The 18,493-nt window shown below is 46.8% G+C and carries 16 protein-coding genes and 3 pseudogenes; 8 read left to right on the forward strand and 11 right to left on the reverse strand.

Annotated elements, in window-relative coordinates; genetic code table 11:
• Positions 1-119: 119 nt before the first annotated feature.
• The 8 genes and pseudogenes from rhuM to E0D98_RS13050 all read right to left on the reverse strand — a co-directional run.
• Positions 120-281: pseudogene (rhuM, locus tag E0D98_RS27915) on the reverse strand (RhuM family protein); the annotation flags it as partial.
• A 236-nt stretch (positions 282-517) separates the two neighbouring features.
• A complete protein-coding gene (locus E0D98_RS13020) occupies positions 518-1,360 on the reverse strand; it encodes a DUF4942 domain-containing protein (protein WP_050877003.1) in 843 nt (280 codons plus the stop codon).
• 84 nt (positions 1,361-1,444) lie between these two features.
• On the reverse strand, positions 1,445-1,642 hold the full coding sequence (locus E0D98_RS13025; protein ID WP_050877004.1) for a DUF957 domain-containing protein: 198 nt from the start codon (positions 1,640-1,642) through the stop codon (positions 1,445-1,447).
• 19 nt (positions 1,643-1,661) lie between these two features.
• Positions 1,662-2,150, reverse strand: coding sequence for a DUF5983 family protein (locus E0D98_RS13030; protein ID WP_000777676.1), 489 nt, complete (start codon positions 2,148-2,150; stop codon positions 1,662-1,664).
• Complete coding sequence (locus E0D98_RS13035) at positions 2,147-2,524, reverse strand: TA system toxin CbtA family protein (RefSeq protein WP_089570402.1); 378 nt, start codon at positions 2,522-2,524, stop codon at positions 2,147-2,149. Before E0D98_RS13035 ends, E0D98_RS13030 begins: the two co-directional genes overlap by 4 nt.
• Before the next feature lie 89 nt (positions 2,525-2,613).
• Entirely contained in the window at positions 2,614-2,982 is a 369-nt protein-coding gene (locus tag E0D98_RS13040) for a type IV toxin-antitoxin system YeeU family antitoxin (RefSeq protein ID WP_050877006.1), read from the reverse strand.
• A 78-nt stretch (positions 2,983-3,060) separates the two neighbouring features.
• On the reverse strand, positions 3,061-3,282 hold the full coding sequence (locus E0D98_RS13045) for a DUF987 domain-containing protein (protein ID WP_050877007.1): 222 nt from the start codon (positions 3,280-3,282) through the stop codon (positions 3,061-3,063).
• A 68-nt stretch (positions 3,283-3,350) separates the two neighbouring features.
• On the reverse strand, positions 3,351-3,827 hold the full coding sequence (locus E0D98_RS13050) for a RadC family protein (RefSeq protein ID WP_001186771.1): 477 nt from the start codon (positions 3,825-3,827) through the stop codon (positions 3,351-3,353).
• A 788-nt stretch (positions 3,828-4,615) separates the two neighbouring features.
• Here E0D98_RS13050 and hha point away from each other — a divergent pair.
• Complete coding sequence (gene hha, locus E0D98_RS13065) at positions 4,616-4,828, forward strand: hemolysin expression modulator Hha (protein WP_050877008.1); 213 nt, start codon at positions 4,616-4,618, stop codon at positions 4,826-4,828.
• Positions 4,829-5,173: 345 nt separating this feature from the next.
• On the opposite strand, the gene E0D98_RS27920 is transcribed toward hha, so the two are convergent.
• The gene (locus tag E0D98_RS27920; RefSeq protein ID WP_072095319.1) at positions 5,174-5,371 is read right to left on the reverse strand and encodes a hypothetical protein; all 198 of its coding nucleotides are present in this window, start codon (positions 5,369-5,371) and stop codon (positions 5,174-5,176) included.
• A gap of 452 nt (positions 5,372-5,823) precedes the next feature.
• Between E0D98_RS27920 and E0D98_RS13075 the strand changes: the two are divergent.
• The 7 genes and pseudogenes from E0D98_RS13075 to E0D98_RS13105 all read left to right on the forward strand — a co-directional run bounded on the left by E0D98_RS13075 (position 5,824) and on the right by E0D98_RS13105 (position 17,198).
• A pseudogene (locus E0D98_RS13075) lies at positions 5,824-6,447 on the forward strand (DNA-binding protein).
• A 205-nt stretch (positions 6,448-6,652) separates the two neighbouring features.
• A complete protein-coding gene (locus E0D98_RS13080; RefSeq protein ID WP_024226315.1) occupies positions 6,653-6,853 on the forward strand; it encodes a helix-turn-helix domain-containing protein in 201 nt (66 codons plus the stop codon).
• Positions 6,840-9,734, forward strand: a complete 2,895-nt coding sequence (locus E0D98_RS13085; protein WP_032204269.1) for an SNF2-related protein — start codon at positions 6,840-6,842, stop codon at positions 9,732-9,734. The genes E0D98_RS13080 and E0D98_RS13085 overlap by 14 nt, the downstream gene beginning before the upstream one ends.
• 157 nt (positions 9,735-9,891) lie before the next feature.
• The gene (locus E0D98_RS13090) at positions 9,892-10,821 is read left to right on the forward strand and encodes an Abi family protein (RefSeq protein WP_050877009.1); all 930 of its coding nucleotides are present in this window, start codon (positions 9,892-9,894) and stop codon (positions 10,819-10,821) included.
• Between the two features lie 17 nt (positions 10,822-10,838).
• Positions 10,839-12,677, forward strand: a complete 1,839-nt coding sequence (locus tag E0D98_RS13095) for an AIPR family protein (RefSeq protein ID WP_050877010.1) — start codon at positions 10,839-10,841, stop codon at positions 12,675-12,677.
• Between the two features lie 57 nt (positions 12,678-12,734).
• Positions 12,735-14,438, forward strand: a complete 1,704-nt coding sequence (locus tag E0D98_RS13100) for a site-specific DNA-methyltransferase (RefSeq protein ID WP_029785289.1) — start codon at positions 12,735-12,737, stop codon at positions 14,436-14,438.
• 21 nt (positions 14,439-14,459) lie between these two features.
• Positions 14,460-17,198 carry a DEAD/DEAH box helicase family protein gene (locus E0D98_RS13105; protein ID WP_240723737.1) on the forward strand — a complete coding sequence of 913 codons (2,739 nt, stop codon included), beginning with the start codon at positions 14,460-14,462 and terminating at the stop codon, positions 17,196-17,198.
• A gap of 188 nt (positions 17,199-17,386) precedes the next feature.
• Here the strand turns inward: E0D98_RS13105 and E0D98_RS13110 are convergent, their stop codons facing one another.
• Both E0D98_RS13110 and E0D98_RS27925 read right to left on the reverse strand, forming a co-directional pair.
• Positions 17,387-17,917 carry a hypothetical protein gene (locus tag E0D98_RS13110; protein WP_223350514.1) on the reverse strand — a complete coding sequence of 177 codons (531 nt, stop codon included), beginning with the start codon at positions 17,915-17,917 and terminating at the stop codon, positions 17,387-17,389.
• Between the two features lie 436 nt (positions 17,918-18,353).
• A pseudogene (locus E0D98_RS27925) lies at positions 18,354-18,458 on the reverse strand (antirestriction protein ArdA); the annotation flags it as partial.
• Positions 18,459-18,493 lie beyond the last annotated feature (35 nt).

The following is an 18,493-nucleotide window of genomic DNA, read 5'->3' on the forward strand; positions in this document are numbered from 1 at the left end:
GTCTGATTATTGGCGAAGTTTATAGTCAGTTTTTTTCGCCAGCGGTTAAAGAAATAGAATAGTCGTATAAAAAAGGGTGTTCTGGGGCGAGTAAAACAACATCTTCACCTTAATGGCGATACAGTTGGCTGAGAGTCAGCAGGGGGGCAAATCACCTGCAAATAAACACGGCGCATACTGGCGTGAATATCGCGGATGCGTTCGAGGACAGAAGAACCGACAGGCGGATTCTTCAGCCGCTCATCGTCCATCACAAAACCTTAGACCAGGTATTCCTGAAGCCGATTGAATATTGAGCAGTAGAAAATATCTGGATTGACAGTATTACAAGGGGTTGGAGAACGTCAGGAGAGGCATTTTGGCGGAGATCACAGGAGTCGAATATAAGTGTTAATGTGTTGATTTTAAATGGTTAATGTGGGTTAGACAAATGAGTAACCCCCATAAGAACCCCCAAATGACTTTGCGTAAGGGAATGGGGCTAAAATACACAATCGAATCAATTCTTAGAGCTTTATTATGAAGGTAACACTCCCGGATAGTGTTTCGCAATAATATCATTCAGCCTGTCAACCAGTTCTGGTTTCCTGAACGTGATGTGCGCGGAGCCTTTCTTAAAGTATTTAATTCTGAACATTTCATCTTCATAGCACTCTTTACCCTGAACAGACTGAATGTGGTCATCCAGATGAATAGTGATGTTTTCCCTGCAATCGGGGATGGGTTTGCTGCTGAACAGATGCAGCATTCTTTCCAGATCGGCAAGTCGGTCTGCCTGTTGTCCGGTGATAAGGTGAAATCCCCATCTGTCCCACCTCACCAGATTGTTGACGATAATTTTACTCCCAAATTTACACGGTGAGTTGGTTTTGTAATTCCAGCTCAGTCCCCTGAAAACATTGATCACCCCCCGCTCAAACACCTCATCTTTGTCCTGGTGCAGTTGTTCAAATGTGCTCAGAATGTTCGCTTCGCAGATTTCCGGAAAATTATCGTACTCCAGTGACCGGTACCATGTATCACGGGCTTGTGCATCCATTAATGACAGCATCCCTGAACGTTGCATCAGGTCACGCCAGAGTTCGCGATCGAGATTCCGGGTGATGGCTTTCATTGCGGTTTCCGGTTTCTCCATCAGCCAGCAGCCACAGCGAAAATCCTGTTTCATGGCCCAGTCCAGAGCAGTTTTACCTCCAATACTTTCTGTCATTGCTGATATTTCAGCCAGTTGCCGGATAAGTGTGTCGATTTGCAACAGTGTAGTCTTTCGCACAGCCAGAATGTGGTGGATACTGGTTGAGCCGATAACGTCCGTATGCCCGTTGACCACTTCCGGACGGGAGGTTGTGATTTCAGACATAATCGATATTCCTTTTTGCAGATAAATGAAAACGCCAGCCGTATTCAGGCTGGCGTCAGGGTAATGAAGTCTGGTGAGTAAGACTCACCGGTTCTGTTGCAGAAACTGCAGTTGGCGCAGGGTATGGATATCTTCCCTGGCCTGTTCAATGCAGGGCAGCCGTGCTGCCGAATCCGTTTTATCCTCATCGTTGTCAAAGATAATTCCCGATTCGCAGTCGATATTGTCCTGCAGCCACACAATCAGAATATCCAGCGCCGTTTCTGTGGTTAATGATTCCATACTGTGTCTTTTGTCCAGGTTACCAGTTGAAGGTGGGTAAACCCGGCAGGCATTCAGCGCTGGCATCCAGATGAATGAGACTGACGCCATAACGTTGGATGAGTGTGACAACCAGACGACGGAACGTTTTTGACAGCCCCAGGCGCTTAAGCCGCAGAACCGGATACGGCCACGTATCAGTACGTAACAGATATCCGCTACCGGTAAAATGAATCCATTCTGATTCGCCGAAGTCATTCGTCTGATGTGACAGCGAGTACAGCCAGGCGTTGTCCTTTTCCGTGATATGTGCGGTACTGCAGAGTATGCCGGCAAGGGCCGTAAACGGTGGTGGTGTGCAGGTTGACTGTTGGTCGGATTCCTCCACCACACGGAGTGAATAACCGTTTTCAGCGACGTTATTAATCAGTTCAGTGAGATTAACACCATCGACGTCAACGACAATGCGCCCCATGTTCATCGCCTGCACGTTAATGCTGTCGGCTTCCGGCGTGAGGGAAAGTTTCATCGTTTCGCCTCCGGATGCTTACCCCGGGTAATGTTATTTACCGTTCTGTAGTGGCTGCGGGTCATCAGACCTGTTGCCCAGCGGGCCCGGAGGATATCGATGCTGTTTATGAACTGAGAGCGGGGACAAGTGCTGAACCCGGGCTGGTCGGTACGCACCAGGGCGTATTTTTCAACGAGAAAGTTCACTGCATCACAGAGTGAAATGCCTGCCTCAATATGCTGCTCAATCACACGTTCATCAGCGAATGGAGTGTCATTCAGTGTGAGGCCGTAGTGCTGGTCCAGCAGTCGGGAGAGCAGAGTCTGCCAGATGGTGACGGGAGACGGGCAGCACGATGCCTCCCGTACGTGTGTATCGGGTAATGTTTTCATACTGAAGATTTTCCTGATATGAGAGATTAAATTTTGAGGAGAGTGGTGCTGTAGCGCACCGGGCCGGAGCAGACGATTATTCCGGTGGTTTACATTTTCGTTTCGGATGTTGGATAAACAGCCAGATAAACGTAACCACAGCTGCCGAGGGTGTCGGCTTCGCAGGTCAGCCCTTTTGCATACAGCGTGACGGTATGCTGATGGCGGGGGCTGAGTTCACCGCTGGTGAGCATGAGTTCCAGTTGTTTCATCAGCAGCGGAAAGGCCTGGTCCAGGTGGTACGCATCCGCGTCGCTGAACCGGCCTCTGATACCGGCACGGTCGGCAAGGTAATGCAACTGGTTGCCTTCCTGCACCAGACGGGCGCCAAAACAGGGTATCACGGTGCAGGGCAGTCCCCACCAGGGGCGGTCGTTATGGTCGTCGGGATAATTTGTCTCATGGCGCGAGTCTGACATGATAAAATCCTTACAGAAAATCGATGAATGATAGTTTAACGATGACGGGTCAGCCGGCGCGCAGACCGGCTTTCTGATTCAGTTCAGGGTGACGCTCATCAGCCGGACATACGGGCCAAAACTGTCCTTACGGCGTTCTGCAAACACAGCCAGCACACCGAGAATATCCTGCACTTCACGACCGGTATACGCTTCAGTGCCACCGTGCCAGCGGTACTTACCTGTGCAGAACGGAAAAAGACGGGATGCAGGATGCTGTTGGTGAATACGCATGGCTTCACCACGGGTGATGATTTTCATGATGGGATACCTCTGAAGACAGAAGATAAAAGTGAAAACAGGTGTGATGTGGTTGTGACGGTGACGGGTTAAAGCAGACCGTGTTCGGCAAAGGAGAATACCTGGCTGCCACCGACTATCAGATGGTCCGGCACCCGGATATCCACCAGGGCCAGCGCCTGAACCAGACGTTCCGTAATAAGCCGGTCTGCCTTACTGGGTGTGACTTCACCGGACGGATGATTGTGCGCCAGCACCACGGCAGCGGCATTGTGGTACAGGGCGCGTTTAATCACCTCCCGGGGATGAACTTCCGTGCGGTTGATGGTGCCGGTGAAGAGGGTTTCACCGGCAATCAGCTGATTCTGGTTGTTCAGATACAGCACCCGGAACTCTTCACGCTCCAGTCCCGCCATGTTCAGAATCAGCCATTCCCGTGCCGCACGGGTGGAGGTGAAGGCCACGCCGGGTTCATGAAGATGGCGGTCCAGGGTTTTCAGGGCCCGCTGAATGAGGCTGCGCTCGCCGGGCGTCATCTCTCCGGGCAGAAAGGAAAGCTGTTGCATTGTTCCGGCCCCTTTCAGTCAATGATGCGCATAATGGCGTTGCATTCCGGATGTTGCAGGGCGTATTCATGAAAATGCTCCTCCGGATGTTGTTAATCTCAACCGGCGTTGGTGATGAAAACAACGCACCACCTTCCCCGGCATAACAACCGGGGAAAAACGTAAAAAATAATCGGGAATGTGACCGTCAGGAGATAAACGGGGGGATTGCGGTGGCTGAGCCGTACCGGTATGTCGGGTGATTGTTGCGAAACGATGCTTCCGCACGCGATAAAGGAGGGAGGACTTTCGTGAGACAAGGGGAAAACTGGCGTTCTGATAATTGCAGAGTTGTTTTTGAAGGCGGTTGTGGTGCATCAGCCTGTGACCTGTGGGCAGGCGACAGGTATCACCGATGGGATAAGACTGTCTGATTGGTATTAAATATATAAGAGAGAGATCAAACACATGAAATCAAACACATGAGTTCATATATGTGAAATAAACACTGTGAGTACGATCAGTGGGCATGAGAATGCAGTAGCAACAGATTGCGTTGTACCCACAGGGCTATCCCTGATAGCTGGCGTATAACCTGCGTATATAAAACGTACCTGCAACACACGTGAACAGAGTGCATTAAGCATCCGTCTGAGCGGTAAACGTATCCGACCTGGTGAGTGACAGTCTGAGAGACCGGTTAAGTGGTGGCACGGGAGTAATGAGTTTGGGGAGGGTACCAGAATGCCAGTCTGGTGCGGTATGCTGACAGTATCACGTTAATTGCAGCATAAAGTGATGAGAGGCTAATGGAAGTTAAAACCAAAGAAGACTGGCTGTATCAGTTCCGTCGTTGTTCATCCCGGGAGACGCTGGAAAAAGTGATTTCCCACACACGTTATAAACTTACCCCTGCGGAGCTGGAAGCCTTCAACTCTGCGGTCGATCACTGGCTGGCAGAACTGACAATGAACAAGCTTTACGATCGCGTTCCGGCTTCTGTCTGGAAATATGTCACCTGAACGTTCGGTAATCACAGCGGTATTGCGCCAGGTGTCATCTGCTCTGTGTGATTCTTTTTAGGTTTTCTCAGATTGTTAAAAGCTGAATATGTTTCTGTTGTCGGGAACCAGGATAATACAGGGAACATTAAGTGGTATAGCGACAACAAAGAATTCGAAATCAAAAGGGAATGGTGTACGGAGGTGTGGACGGTAATGGGCCGATTTTCGGGCATTACCGACCTCTGCTGAGGTTTTCTCGTATTTCTGGGGATCCGGTGAGTTACTGTCACTGTCTGGCACAGCAAGCGCAGAGGCGGCGGGGCGCTTTGCTCCGCTGATTCCGGATAATCTCTCCCCTGTAACCTACTGCAACAGTACAAATACACTGACGCCTGAAACGACAGCCAGAATCAGCACAGGCAGTAACGTCAGTAGAAAGAGCAGACGATCGGTATTTCGGTAATAGCCTGAGGAAGCTGTTGACGCGAAGCCTGGGCAGCATTCCGTATTATGAGGGATGGCGTTATCACAATCCCTGCACACCGTTTGGCGTATCACCATCACGTCCTCCTCACAACCTTCCCCGTAACTGGCTTTTTGCATTAAAAAAACAACGCTGAAAATTCAGCCGTCAGTCCGGAGACGACAGTCGGTTTATCACAGAGTGCCTGAGATATTGCCTGGTTGGAGGTCACTTCAGGGACCCGGAGTGAGGAACATAATTGTTTAATCATGCCAGACACGCCCCTGCCGGATCCGGATGTGGTCCGGCGTTTTGTTCCGCGGACGGTTGTTCACTGGCTGTGTCTGCTGATGATCCTCTTTATGCGACATTCAGACAGGGGAGACATCGATAAACATCATCATCTGCGGGCAAATAGTTACACAGAATGATCATTGCTACCGGTTATGGCAAAAATTGGTGATGACAGGTGAACCATCGGTGCTTCCGTTGATTCTTATGGACTGATAAAGTTTTGTCAGCTGAATCTTTATACGGAATTCTCTTCAGTATGCGTACACGAATTGACTATCTGGCGGATAAATTCTGTTTTACAGAACGGAACGAATCCCCCCGTCTTCACCGGCAGTGGCAGGATGTTCTGGAGGAGTGCCGGCAGACAGAGGCCGGGCCAGAAGAACGGCTGCGTATTGCTCTGCTGAATGTGGATTAGGTCACCAGTTTTGAACTGCCTTTTCGCTTGTTGCTTACCCGGACACCACAACTGATTGCCGCGCTGCGTGAAGAATGGGACATCAGCCAGAAAAATGTGATGTTCAACGATAAACGCTTTGGCTGCGTGTACAGCTTGAAGGCCAGTCTTTCTGGTGTGCCGGATACATACCGGTATCATCTGTCTCACCGTATTCGCCGGGTGGTTGCGAATGAAAGCACATCATCGCCATATCAGCAGGTTGCTCGAGAAGTGAAAGCGCCCCGTGAACGGCTGAAGTATGCGCTGGAGGCGGGTTTACTGGTGACTGCACTGGACGGCCTGTTCTGGTTTGGCAGTCAGCGTATTGCGGCTGATGTCCTGAGGCTGAGAAAAGCCGGAATGCCGGTGGTAACGACGACCGTGGAGGTGCACGATAACCTGACGGGAACAACCCGCAAAATACCGGCATACCATCTCTGATACGACCATCAGGGGGAAATATTGCCCTGGCAGCGGCAGGGTGACATTCTTTATCCCCGAGCCTGAAAACTGTACCTAAAATTGATGAGGATTAAAGCCAAGGAGCTCCGGCAAGTGCCGAATAAGATTGATTCATGTACTTATTTGTACTATTTTGACACTCGCATTAGATAATTGACGCACTTTTCAAAGTGGCCGAGTGAAAATGACTGATACCGTTCTGACAATTAAAGAAGTAGCTGAGTATTTGAAGGTAAATGAGAGAACTATTTACCGTCTAGCAGCGGTACATAAAATTCCTGCTTTTAAAGTTGGCAATGCTTGGCGCTTTAAACAATCCGATCTTGAAGAATGGATCAGTACGCAAGCAGCTCAAGGAAAAGGGGTGTTGGATGGTAATAACTGATTATCAAGCAAAATACTTTGCGCAGGAATTAACCATTCGCCACGCTGAAAATGGCGTTGATAAATTGTCTCAATCTCTTTTTGATGCCAGTGTTGATCTCAATCCGCACCAAATTCATGCGGCACTTTTTGCGCTTAACAACCCGTTAAGCAAAGGTGTTGTACTCGCTGATGAAGTGGGCTTAGGGAAAACTATTGAAGCAGGCTTAGTACTGTCACAGTATTGGGCAGAGCGTAAACGCCGCATATTGATCATCTGCCCGGCGTCATTGCGACGCCAGTGGGCGCAGGAATTGGGCGATAAGTTTAATTTACCAACGCAAGTGCTTGATGCAAAAACGTGGCGCATTAGTGTTAACAATGGTCAAACTAACCCGCTAGCTAATCACTGCGTTTCTATTATGTCCTATCACTATGCTGCGAGAATGGAAACGCAGCTAATGCTAGAGCCATGGGATATTGTCGTCATCGACGAAGCGCACAAGCTACGTAATGCACATCGTAGCAGCAATAAAATGGGTCAAACGCTACGCCGCGCATTAGATGGCAGTAAAAAGCTATTACTTACTGCAACACCCTTACAAAACTCGCTCATGGAATTGTATGGACTTTCAACCATTATCGACGATCAAATCTTCGGCGATGAGCGAAGCTTCAAACAACACTTTGTCAATAACGAAAGTGCGCTAGGGCATTTAAAGAAACGACTTACCGGGTTTATTCAGCGAACCTTGCGCAAAGATGTACTCGAATACGTCCGCTATACCCAACGTCAAACACTCACCGTACCGTTTACACCCTCTAATGCTGAGATGGCACTTTACGAAAGTATTAGTGCCTTATTGGAAAAGGACGAGAGCTATGCACTACCCAAGAGCCAACGTCATTTAACCGGCCTTATACTGAGAAAGCTATTAGCATCTAGTTCGCACGCAGTGCTCAACACACTCGAAACTATAAAGCGCCGATTGGTTGACTTGAAAGTACAGGCTAAATCGGACCTCGATATTATCAGTGAGCTTGTTGAGAGTGATGATTTAGGAGAAGAGTACAGCGAGTATGTAGAAGAAACACAAAGCAATACCCCTGAGAGTGATATTGACTTTGAGTTACTCAATGCTGAAATAGCCGAGCTTGAGCATTATATCGAGCAGGCTAAATCCATTACCACCGACAGTAAAACCCAAGCCTTGCTAACGGCGCTTAATCAAGGGTTTGCCAAAATGGAGGAAATGGGGGCGCCACGTAAAGTCATTATTTTTACCGAATCGAAGCGCACGCAAGAATACCTAGCTCGTTTCCTCGAGGCGAATGGCTTTGCTGATAAATTAGTCACCTTTAGTGGCAGCAATAACCATCCAGAAGCAACCAAAGTTTATCAGCAGTGGTTAGCTGAAAACCAAGGTAGTGATAAGGTGAGTGGTTCACCGCAAATTGACCGCCGTACTGCCCTAATTGATTACTTCCGCCATCATGCCGAAGTTATGATCGCAACCGAAGCGGCTGCAGAAGGGGTTAACTTACAGTTCTGTTCGTTACTTATTAACTATGACTTACCATGGAACCCACAACGAGTAGAGCAACGTATTGGCCGTTGTCACCGCTATGGGCAGCAATTTGATGTTGTGGTGATCAACTTCCTCAACGAAGCCAACAAAGCCGATCAGCGTGTTTTAGAGTTACTGACTGAAAAATTCCATCTGTTCGATGGCGTGTTTGGTGCATCGGACGATGTGCTAGGCAGCATTGAATCTGGTATTGATTTTGAAAAACGCATCCAAAATATATACGAGACTTGTCGGCAACCGGCGGAAATAGAAGCAGCTTTTGATCAATTGCAAAAAGAGCTAGAAGCCGACATCAACCAAAAAATGCGCGAGACCCAGCAACTGCTGCTGGAAAATTTCGATGAAGATATTCACGACTTACTCAAAATTCAGCTAGATGCCGCGCAGCAACGCCTCGATAAAGTAGGCCGTTGGTTCTGGCAACTCAGTACGCATGAACTTGCAGCTATCGCAGACATTGACCCAAGCAACCATAGTTTTACGCTTAATCAAAGTATCAATCAGGCTCCTACAGGTAGCTACCAACTTGTACGCCGAGGACAGCAAAGCGGCAGTATTGAAACCGGTAAACTAGCCAATGCCCATGTGTATCGTATCACCCACCCGCTGGGTGAATGGGTGATCAGCAACGCGCTTCAACGTGAATTACCCATTGCCAGCGTAATTTTTGATTACAGCAACCACCAAACAAAAATCAGTATGCTAGAACCCTTAGTGGGTTTGTCAGGTGTACTAAGCCTACAAAAATTTAGTGTCGAATCATTGGAGCGTAGCGAAGACCATTTATTGTTCGCCGCGCAAGATGAACATGGTCATCCGCTACCAAGTGAAGTCGTGCAAAAGCTGATGCAGCTTAGTGCCTGTGTGCAAAGTGAAGTAAGTGAGCAAGAACTTGCCGCCTTATATCCTGGCTATCAATATGCGCTGCAGCATGCGTTACAGCAGTCGAGACTAGGCATCGAAAAGCAAGTTAACGATCGTAATCTCAGCTTCTTCGAGCAAGAGGTAAACAAGTTAGATTCTTGGGCAGACGATTTAAAAGAAGGGCTTGAACAATCTATAAAAGAGCTTGATAAGCAAATCAAGCAAGTACGCCGCGAAGCCAAAATAGCTCCAACCCTGGAAGAGAAACTTGCGCTGCAAAAACAGCAGCGCCAGTTAGAAAGTCAGCGCAATAAAAGCCGCCGTGAACTGTTTGATAAACAAGATGAAGTGGACGAAAAGCGCGAACAGCTGATTGAAAGCTTAGAAGGCAAACTGAATAAAAAAACCAGCCAAGAGACCCTATTTACCATTGGGTGGACGGTTCAATGATGACAATCAATTTCAACGCCAGCATTGACTTTTTTCAGTTTGGGGCTATGATCACTGCAACAACACCCCTCCCGCTACCCGTCAGATCAGCGCCCTGTGAGGGGTTACTCGTTTCTGGGGCCCGCAAAATTCGATCTTCTGTTGCATGGGAGGTCAAATGAGCCGCAAACCAGTCCCTAAAGTCGCTTTTACCAAGCCCCCTACAAGCTTTAGCGATCAAGTACGCTTGTTGCAACAACGTGGCCTAGTGATCAGTGATGTCCCGAAAGCTGAGTTTTACTTAGCACAGCTGAACTACTATCGTTTTGCGGCTTATTGTTTGCCCTATGAGCAAGATCATGCCAGTCATACGTTTATCAAAGGTACTCAGTTTGACCAAGTCCTAAGCCTATATGTTTTCGACCGTGAACTACGTTTGTTAGTGCTAGATGCCATCGAGCGTTTTGAGGTGTCATTACGCACACAAATTGCGTATCAGTTGAGCCAAAAATACCAAACCGCGCACCCTCATTTAAAACCAGAGCTCTTTGGTGATTTATTAGAATACGCCAGTAGCCTTGGCAAACTCACGGGTGAGGTAAAGTGCAGTCGTGAAGAGTTCATCAAGCACCTTACGCAAAAATATCAAGAGCCACTACCCCCTATTTGGGCCTGTGTTGAGCTGTTAACCATGGGGCAACTTTCCTGTTGGTACAGCAATATCAAGCTGCGTGCCGACCGCCAGGTAATAAGCAAAAGCTACGGCCTAGATGAAAAAACTCTTACCTCATTCTGTGAGCATTTGTCGCTAGTGCGCAATTTAAGTGCCCATCATTCTAGGCTATGGAACCGTGATTTTATTAAAACCACGGTACTGCCACGCCATGGTGAACCGGCACTGATTCAAAGCTTGCAAAACCTGCCCGATAGCGACCGGCGTTTACGAAAAATTTATAACACCTTGGTGATGTTGGGCTACCTCATGGATGTGATCAGTGGTGAACATCACTGGAAGCAACGACTCATCCAATTGATAAATCATCACCAAATAGACATTGACCGCATGGGCTTTCCAGCCGACTGGCAAGCGCGGCCAATTTGGCAATAAAAATAAGGACAACTCACTTGGCAGCATTACAACCACAATTTCTTACCCCATTAAAAGAACTGCTACAGCAGCGTTTTGTGCCGTATTTACCGCCATTGCTTGGGCAAGGTGGGCGAGAAGATAAACCTAAAAAGCAAATTTCCAGGGCTTTTAGCGCATTCGTACTACAGCAAAAATTCGATTTAGACGTAGTGACCGCAGCAAAAGCTGTGGTGGACGACTATGAAGACCATGGTATTGATGCAATTTATTATCACGAAGCTGATCAGACTCTGTACTTAGTACAGTCAAAAATGAAGGAAGATGCGCAATTCCAATTGGGCGAAGCACAGGCTTTTATTGAGGGTGTAAAGTTACTTTTAAACAAGCAATTTCACCGCTTTAATCAAAATGTTCAAAACCTTCAAGCAAATATTGAAGCCGCATTAGACGAGTGCGAAAGCATTCAACTGCTTGTCGCATACACAGGTAATGGCATTACCATACAAGCACAAAACTACCTACAACCAGCGATCCAAGAGCTGATTGATGAAGGTGAAGAGCAAATCGCACCTGAATATCAAGAATACACCGCCACCGATGTTGAGCAGGCTCTTCGCAGTGAACATGCGGTTGATACGGTAAACGAGCGTGTCGCTGTATATAAGTTCCGAGTGCAAGAACAACCACGAAAAGTCGTATTTGGTATCGCCAAGCTAACCGATTTAATTGCCTTGCACACTACTCATGACCGTAAACTTTACGAGAAAAATATTCGCTATTTTATTGGTGCTGGCAGACGTGGGGTAAATAGGGCGATTAAAGACACCCTTTTACATGAGCCGGAAAATTTTATTTATCTTAACAATGGCATTACTCTGGTTGGCAATGCAGTAAAACCAAAAGGGAATATTAGAGGCCACACAGGTAGCAAGTATGTTGCAGTCGATGGCCTGTCCGTCGTTAACGGTGCACAAACCATTGCTAGTGCTGCACAGTTTATGCGTGAAAACCCAAATGCAGACATCAGCCAAGCTCAAGTGATGGTAACCATTATCAACACGGGTAACGATGCATTTCACAAACAAGTAACCAAAGCGCGTAACCTGCAAAACCCGGTCGATTTAGCCAACTTTGCCGCGCTGGATGATACCCAAGAACGCTTGCGCCAAGAGATGAAAATGTTTGGTGTTGAATATCTCTACCGCCCACAACAAAGCGCAGCAGCGGGTATTCGCAGCATTACTATCGACACCTTGGCCAAAGCATTGGCCTGTATGCAAGGTGATGTACGCGTGCCTTATCAGCTAAAAGTAGAGCCAAGCAAATTCACTAACCAAGAAAGTGCCGAGTACCAAGCCGTTTTTAGTACAGATTTACAGGGGGCCGTCGCCATTAACGCGGTGAACTGCTATCTGGCTATTCAAGTCTTATGTACAAACGCAGAGCGCAGTAGTCCAAGCCCAGAAAAACTGGTATATCGACATTTTACTTACTGCATAACCACGCTATTAATGGCGCAGTTTGAAGGCGCTATTACGGCTCCTGAGATTACCGAGCAAGCGGCATTTAAAAGATTAATCAGCCACGCTTTTGATGAACTTCGTCAGCAATTTTTTGATAGTTTTACGGCATTAGTATTAGGCAGTGCGCCGCACGCATACTTCAAACGCTTGGGCGATACCGCACGTTTAATGCAAACGGTGTGGATTAGCCATTTAAACTTGGCAGAAAGCCCGGCAGTTGTAGCAAAACAAGAACGCCTTCAAGCGAACGACCCACACAACCAGAATTTATTCAGTTACTTAGCCGAGCAAGCGCAACGCCGACAAGGGCAAAACACCCAAGCGAGTAATTGCCAAGCACAACCTGCGTAGCGATTGCTGTAGAATAATAACGCTAAGTAACGAACACAAGATAAGAGCACAGAAATGATGAGCAAAACCAAATTAGAACTGACCTGGATAGGCAAAAACGAGCGCAAAAAGTTAGAGCCGCGCATTTTGTTAGAAGACCCGAGCAAGTCTTATCACGCCAGCCAAAAAGTGACCGAAAACGATATTTTTGATAATAAACTGATTTTTGGCGATAACTTATTGGCATTGAAGGCGCTAGAGCAAGAATATGCAGGCAAAGTGAAGTGTGTTTACATAGACCCACCATTCAATACCGGAAGTGCTTTTGAGCACTATGATGATGGTCTGGAGCATTCCATTTGGCTGGGCTTAATGAGGGATAGGTTAGAAATAATTCGTAATCTACTAAGTGATGATGGAGTAATATTCGTTCACTTAGATGACTGCGAAATGGCTTATTTAAAAGTTTTGATGGACGAGATTTTTGGTCGTGCAAATCAGTTAAATACCATATCGATGACCACAAATGACCCTTCAGGCTTTAAGGCAACAGGAGCCACAGTTTTCTCCACAGTAAACTTTTTGCTTGTATACGCAAAAGATCGCACCCAGAAACCGCTTAACAAAATCTATATACCTAAAGGATATGATACGGGATATAACAAATATCTATTAAACCCAGATGACCATTATAAAAGTTGGACGTGGTGCGGTATTGCCGATGCGTTTGCAAAGGCCAATGGCTATAAAGATACAAAAGAAGCCAAGAAAAAACTGCCTGATACATTTGATGATGAATTAGCACAATTCGCAATTGATAATGCAGAACGTGTATTTCAATCCGTTGCAATTGGTGGTGGTGCTAAAATAAAGAGAAAAGAAACTATCGAGAAGTCAAAGAAAGATAGGGATAAGGTTTATGTACATCCAAATGAGGATGTCGAAGGCTTTTATATCGCAAATGGTAGGCAAATGGTCTTTTACTCCAATAGGCTTTTGGAAATTGACGGTGAGATGCAACCTGCTGAACTAATAACTGATGTTTGGACTGACATTAGTTGGAATGGAATAGCAAATGAAGGCGGCGTTAGTTTCAAAAATGGAAAAAAACCCGAAGCGCTTTTGAAGCGGATTTTCGAAATGTGTACGCGAGAAGGCGATTTAGTCTTTGATTCATTCGGTGGTTCGGGAACTACTGCTGCTGTAGCTCACAAGATGAAAAGACGTTGGATCTCGGTCGAGCTAGGTGATCATTGTCATACCCATATTATCCCGCGCTTGCAAAAAGTGATTGATGGCGAAGATCAAGGTGGTATTTCTAAGTCTGTAAACTGGCAAGGTGGCGGTGGCTTCCGCTATTACAAACTTGCCCCGACCTTAATTGTGAAAGATAAGTTTGGCTTGGAAGTGATCAATAAAGAGTACAACCCAGAAATGCTCGCCGAAGCCGTTTGTAAGCTGGAAGGTTTTACCTATGCGCCATCGGAAGTGAATTGGTGGGATCACGGTTATTCAACCGAGACGGATCATATTTATGTCACCACACAAAGCTTATCGGTAGATAAATTAGAAGCGCTGTCAGAAGAAGTTGGCAGTGACCGAACTTTACTGGTTATGTGTGGTGCATTTCGCTGCGAGCCAGGTCGTTTTACCAATTTAACCTTGAAAAAACTGCCAAAAGCCATTTTAGACAAGTGCCAATTTGGTCAGGACGATTATTCGTTAAACGTGGCAAACCTAACTGACGATGCGTCTGCCGATGACGATGCAGCGCAAGATTAACTGTTAATAAGGATAATTATAATGACCATGGATTTATCAAGCTTAAAACCCGACCAATTACGTGCCATTAATAATATTATTGGCCGTTTAAGCTTACGCCAGCCGCAGCAAGATTCGCTGCGTGCGTTGGCAGTGGCGATTAGTGCTTCTGAGCACAAACTACTGAACCCAAAACGCGATGTGCCGGAGCTATTAGAAACCTTAAAAGCGCAGTTTCCTAAGCTCAGCGATTTTGAACGTGACTTTCCTTCACTGTGTTTTGCCTTGGCAACAGGTGTAGGTAAAACCCGTTTGATGGGGGCGTTTATTACCTATTTGTATCAGGTACATGGCATTCGCAATTATTTTGTGTTGGCACCTAACCTGACTATTTATGAAAAGCTGATCAGCGATTTCTCGCCCGCCTCACCGAAGTACGTGTTTAAAGGCATTACCGATTTTGTGCTAGCACCGCCAGAAGTGATCACCGGTGATAACTATGAGAGCCGCGGCGCACAAGTCATGGGCGATCTATTTGGTTCGGTTCGGATCAATGTGTTTAACATCGCGAAAATTAACACCGAAGTACGTGGAGGCAAAGCCCCGCGTATTAAGCGTTTAGCGGAAACCCTAGGCGAAAGCTACTTTGAGTATCTATCAAACTTACCTGACTTAGTGCTGCTGATGGACGAATCGCATCGCTATCGTGCCGATGCCGGTATGCGTGCGCTCAATGAGCTTAATCCACTATTCGCATTAGAGCTAACGGCCACACCATTTACCGAATCAAGTCGTGGCCCTGTGCACTTTAAAAATGTGGTGATTGATTACCCATTGGCCTGTGCCATGGATGATGGTTTTGTTAAAGAGCCTGCCGTTGTTACTCAGCGTAACTTTGATGCCAGCCAATATGATAAAGACGAACTAGAAACCATTAAGTTAATGGACGGTATTCGTTTACATGAGCAAACCAAGGTGGATTTAATCACTTATGCACATGAAAACGATGCTAAGTTAGTTAAGCCTTTTATGTTGGTGATTGCCCGTGATACCACGCATGCAGCAGAGCTTTTAACCAAACTTGAAACAGTGTTTGACGGCCGCTACCGTGGCAAAGTCATTCAAGTGGATAGCAGTAAAAAAGAAGAAGAAACTATTCAAGCACTGCTCAATGTTGAGCATGTCGATGAGCCAACCGAGATCGTCATTCACGTTAACATGCTGAAAGAAGGTTGGGACGTTACTAACCTGTACACCATTGTGCCACTACGTGCAGCCAACGCCAGAACCCTAATTGAACAGTCAATTGGCCGTGGTTTGCGTTTACCTTATGGCAAACGTACAGGTGTTGAAGCCGTCGATACGCTGAGCATTGTTGCGCACGACAAATTCCAAGAAATTGTTGATGAGGCTAACGACCCGAATAACCCACTGCGCCTGAAAACACGCGTATTAGATCGCCCAGAAGACGATGTAACCAAACAAAGTGTGCAGGTTAAATCGAACCTAGAGCAGCAACTGACTGGTTCAGGTGTAACCGCAACCGGTGCAGACGGTAACCGTGAGGTACAAGAACCTAAAGCCACTTATACCACGCCTAACCAACAAACCGTTGCCCGCGCTGCATTGGACGTGATCAAGCAATATCAAACACGCCCTACCGATGCGCCGACCAGCAAAGCATTGTTAACGACTGAGGTAAAAGCACAGATCACCGAACAAGTAAAAGCTCAGTTAACCCAAGAGCAACGGGAGCTATTTACTGAAGAATCGGTGGATATTGCGGCGATTGTTGAGCAAGTCACCCAGCTCACGGTGGATAACACCATAGATATTCCGCGTATTATTGTTTCACCATCAGGTGAAGTACGTACCGGCTATCACCCGTTCGATTTGGACATTGCTGCCATTAAAGGTTTAAAACCTATCGACCGAACTCTGATTCAACAAAGCCTGCAAGACAATCACCAAACCATTCGTGGCGAAGGCGATTCGGGCAACTACGAGCCGGTGAAACAAAACTATATTTTGAAGAAGCTGTTCGATTACGACGATATTCCTTACGACGAGCAAGCTGAACTTTTGTTTGACCTAGCCACTCAAGCTGTCAATACACTGGCCGCTGAAAACGACGACGATGTGGTTGAGAACATTCTGCAAAACCAGAGTGATGCGATTGCGAAGTTAATTCATGCGCAACTGAACAACCACTTCTTTGAAGAAGCAACCGAGTACGTTGTCGATGTACGCAGTGGCTTTAGTACCTTACGTGACTGCGCTTACACCATAGCGCAAGACCAGCCGGTGCAAAGCTACCGTGATACAGTACGCGATGTCAGTCGAATCAAACAAATGCTCTTTGGCGGCTTTAGCCGTTGTCTATACCCATTGCAAAAGTTTGATTCAGACACTGAGCGCCGTTTTGCGGTGATTTTAGAACGCGACTGCGAGAAGTGGTTTAAGCCTGCCAAAGGCCAATTCAAGATGTACTACAAACGCGGTAGCGAGCATCCTGAATACGTGCCGGATTTCGTTGCTGAAACCGCCGACTATGTATTGATGATTGAAACTAAAAGTACTCAACATCAAAACCAAGACGGCAGTTGGAATGAGGAAGTCACCGAAAAAGCCCGCAGTGGTGTGAAATGGTGTAGTCATGCCAGTGAATACCTTGCACAGCACGGTGGCAAACCTTGGAAATACTTACTCATTCCGCATGATGCCGTAAAAGAAGCTAATTCATTGACTTACTTCACCCAGCAGTTTGCTAAAGCTGAGTAAGGTTAACAACTATTCGTGCCGCTAAGGCTTGGCGCTGTGCTTAGACAATAGCATTCGCCGAGTATTTTGCTGTTGGTACCCTCAATGATGAGGGTACCAAAACTCGCTTTCATCCAAACATCATTCTCCGGTCTACAAAGATGGTGCAGCAGCGCTAGGTTGATCTGGTGGCTGATCACGTTGCCGTTTCATTTTCCATTGTCTTTTCTTAAACCGCTCAGTAATAAACCTGTGCACGATTTACCCATTTGCTCCGGCGAGCTGGGCAGGCAAAAAGCTCGGTTTTGCTGTTTGGGGTGCAAGGTAGCGCGCTTTCCTGTTTTAGATAAAGGTGTGATGCACCAAAAAATACAGGTGTTGGCCGGTGTGTTTGCTTGCAATGTTCTGGTTTGAATCGTGCCATCCACATATACCGATAAAAAATCTGCCGGTAATAAATGCGCTGGTAACAAAGCTAACCCGCCTTGCGCGTTGCCATCAACATCAGGTAAAGGTAGCCAATACAGGTTTGGCCATTGCTCGGGGCTTTGCCATTTTTCTACGATCACTTGTGCGCCAATGCTATTTAGCCATTGGTGAATCGGGCAGCCTGGGTGCGCTTGTTTAACGCGTGGTAACTGATAGGTCAACCAGCGGGTTAAGCGTTCGGCCGCATTATCGCACTGGCTTAATGCTGGGTAGAGAGTAAACGCACCATGCCCAACCAGTAAAGCGACCACCTGCTGTATCCATTCTCTATCCCAATCGTTGCCACTTGCCCATAACACGTCACTTATCACCTTGTTGGTTCGTCTTGCCGTCTATTTTCAGTCGTCGGGTGCAGACTCGGTGATGAAATAGATGAAAGAAATGGCCATGAAACTAACCAGTCAAATCGGTTTTTTATGATGACCTGTGCGCGGCTAACTATTTGATATACATAGTCCAATACGGTGCTGTTTGGCGGCATTCGCCAAGTGTAAAAATCGAGACGCCAAACGATCGTTTGCATTTTGGGTTTAAAAAATCAAACGGTTTGTACTTTGGGCTCGAAGTTGGTTTAAGGCGCAAAAAGTGCCAAACCTTGCTTTTATCCAGTACTGGCAAGGCTTAGCAGCGTTGGATTTCAATCGAGAAGCCAAACAGTGAATGGGCTAATTTCCCTGTTTTGAATCGCCACTCACCAACCAGTTCACCTTCGTTATATTTTCCTAAGTTCGTAATAAAAACAGAAATCATCCCCGATTTTCGGCATGGGGAAGCCGTCGCAGTTATACGCATATTCATGTCCTATTATTGATGTATTGTGATTTAAT

Origin of the sequence: Escherichia sp. KCJ4928 (assembly GCF_004352695.1) — a bacterium.
Taxonomy (GTDB): domain Bacteria; phylum Pseudomonadota; class Gammaproteobacteria; order Enterobacterales; family Enterobacteriaceae; genus ECMA0423.

Bases quoted from the DNA above. Each gene is read 5' to 3' on its own strand.
- E0D98_RS13020 (WP_050877003.1), bottom strand. From the start codon at position 1,360: ATGTCTGAAATCACAACCTCCCGTCCGGAAGTGGTCAACGGGCATACG.
- E0D98_RS13025 (WP_050877004.1), bottom strand. From the start codon at position 1,642: ATGGAATCATTAACCACAGAAACGGCGCTGGATATTCTGATTGTGTGG.
- E0D98_RS13030 (WP_000777676.1), bottom strand. From the start codon at position 2,150: ATGAAACTTTCCCTCACGCCGGAAGCCGACAGCATTAACGTGCAGGCG.
- E0D98_RS13035 (WP_089570402.1), bottom strand. From the start codon at position 2,524: ATGAAAACATTACCCGATACACACGTACGGGAGGCATCGTGCTGCCCG.
- E0D98_RS13040 (WP_050877006.1), bottom strand. From the start codon at position 2,982: ATGTCAGACTCGCGCCATGAGACAAATTATCCCGACGACCATAACGAC.
- E0D98_RS13045 (WP_050877007.1), bottom strand. From the start codon at position 3,282: ATGAAAATCATCACCCGTGGTGAAGCCATGCGTATTCACCAACAGCAT.
- E0D98_RS13050 (WP_001186771.1), bottom strand. From the start codon at position 3,827: ATGCAACAGCTTTCCTTTCTGCCCGGAGAGATGACGCCCGGCGAGCGC.
- hha (WP_050877008.1), top strand. From the start codon at position 4,616: ATGGAAGTTAAAACCAAAGAAGACTGGCTGTATCAGTTCCGTCGTTGT.
- E0D98_RS27920 (WP_072095319.1), bottom strand. From the start codon at position 5,371: ATGGTGATACGCCAAACGGTGTGCAGGGATTGTGATAACGCCATCCCT.
- E0D98_RS13080 (WP_024226315.1), top strand. From the start codon at position 6,653: ATGACTGATACCGTTCTGACAATTAAAGAAGTAGCTGAGTATTTGAAG.
- E0D98_RS13085 (WP_032204269.1), top strand. From the start codon at position 6,840: ATGGTAATAACTGATTATCAAGCAAAATACTTTGCGCAGGAATTAACC.
- E0D98_RS13090 (WP_050877009.1), top strand. From the start codon at position 9,892: ATGAGCCGCAAACCAGTCCCTAAAGTCGCTTTTACCAAGCCCCCTACA.
- E0D98_RS13100 (WP_029785289.1), top strand. From the start codon at position 12,735: ATGAGCAAAACCAAATTAGAACTGACCTGGATAGGCAAAAACGAGCGC.
- E0D98_RS13105 (WP_240723737.1), top strand. From the start codon at position 14,460: ATGACCATGGATTTATCAAGCTTAAAACCCGACCAATTACGTGCCATT.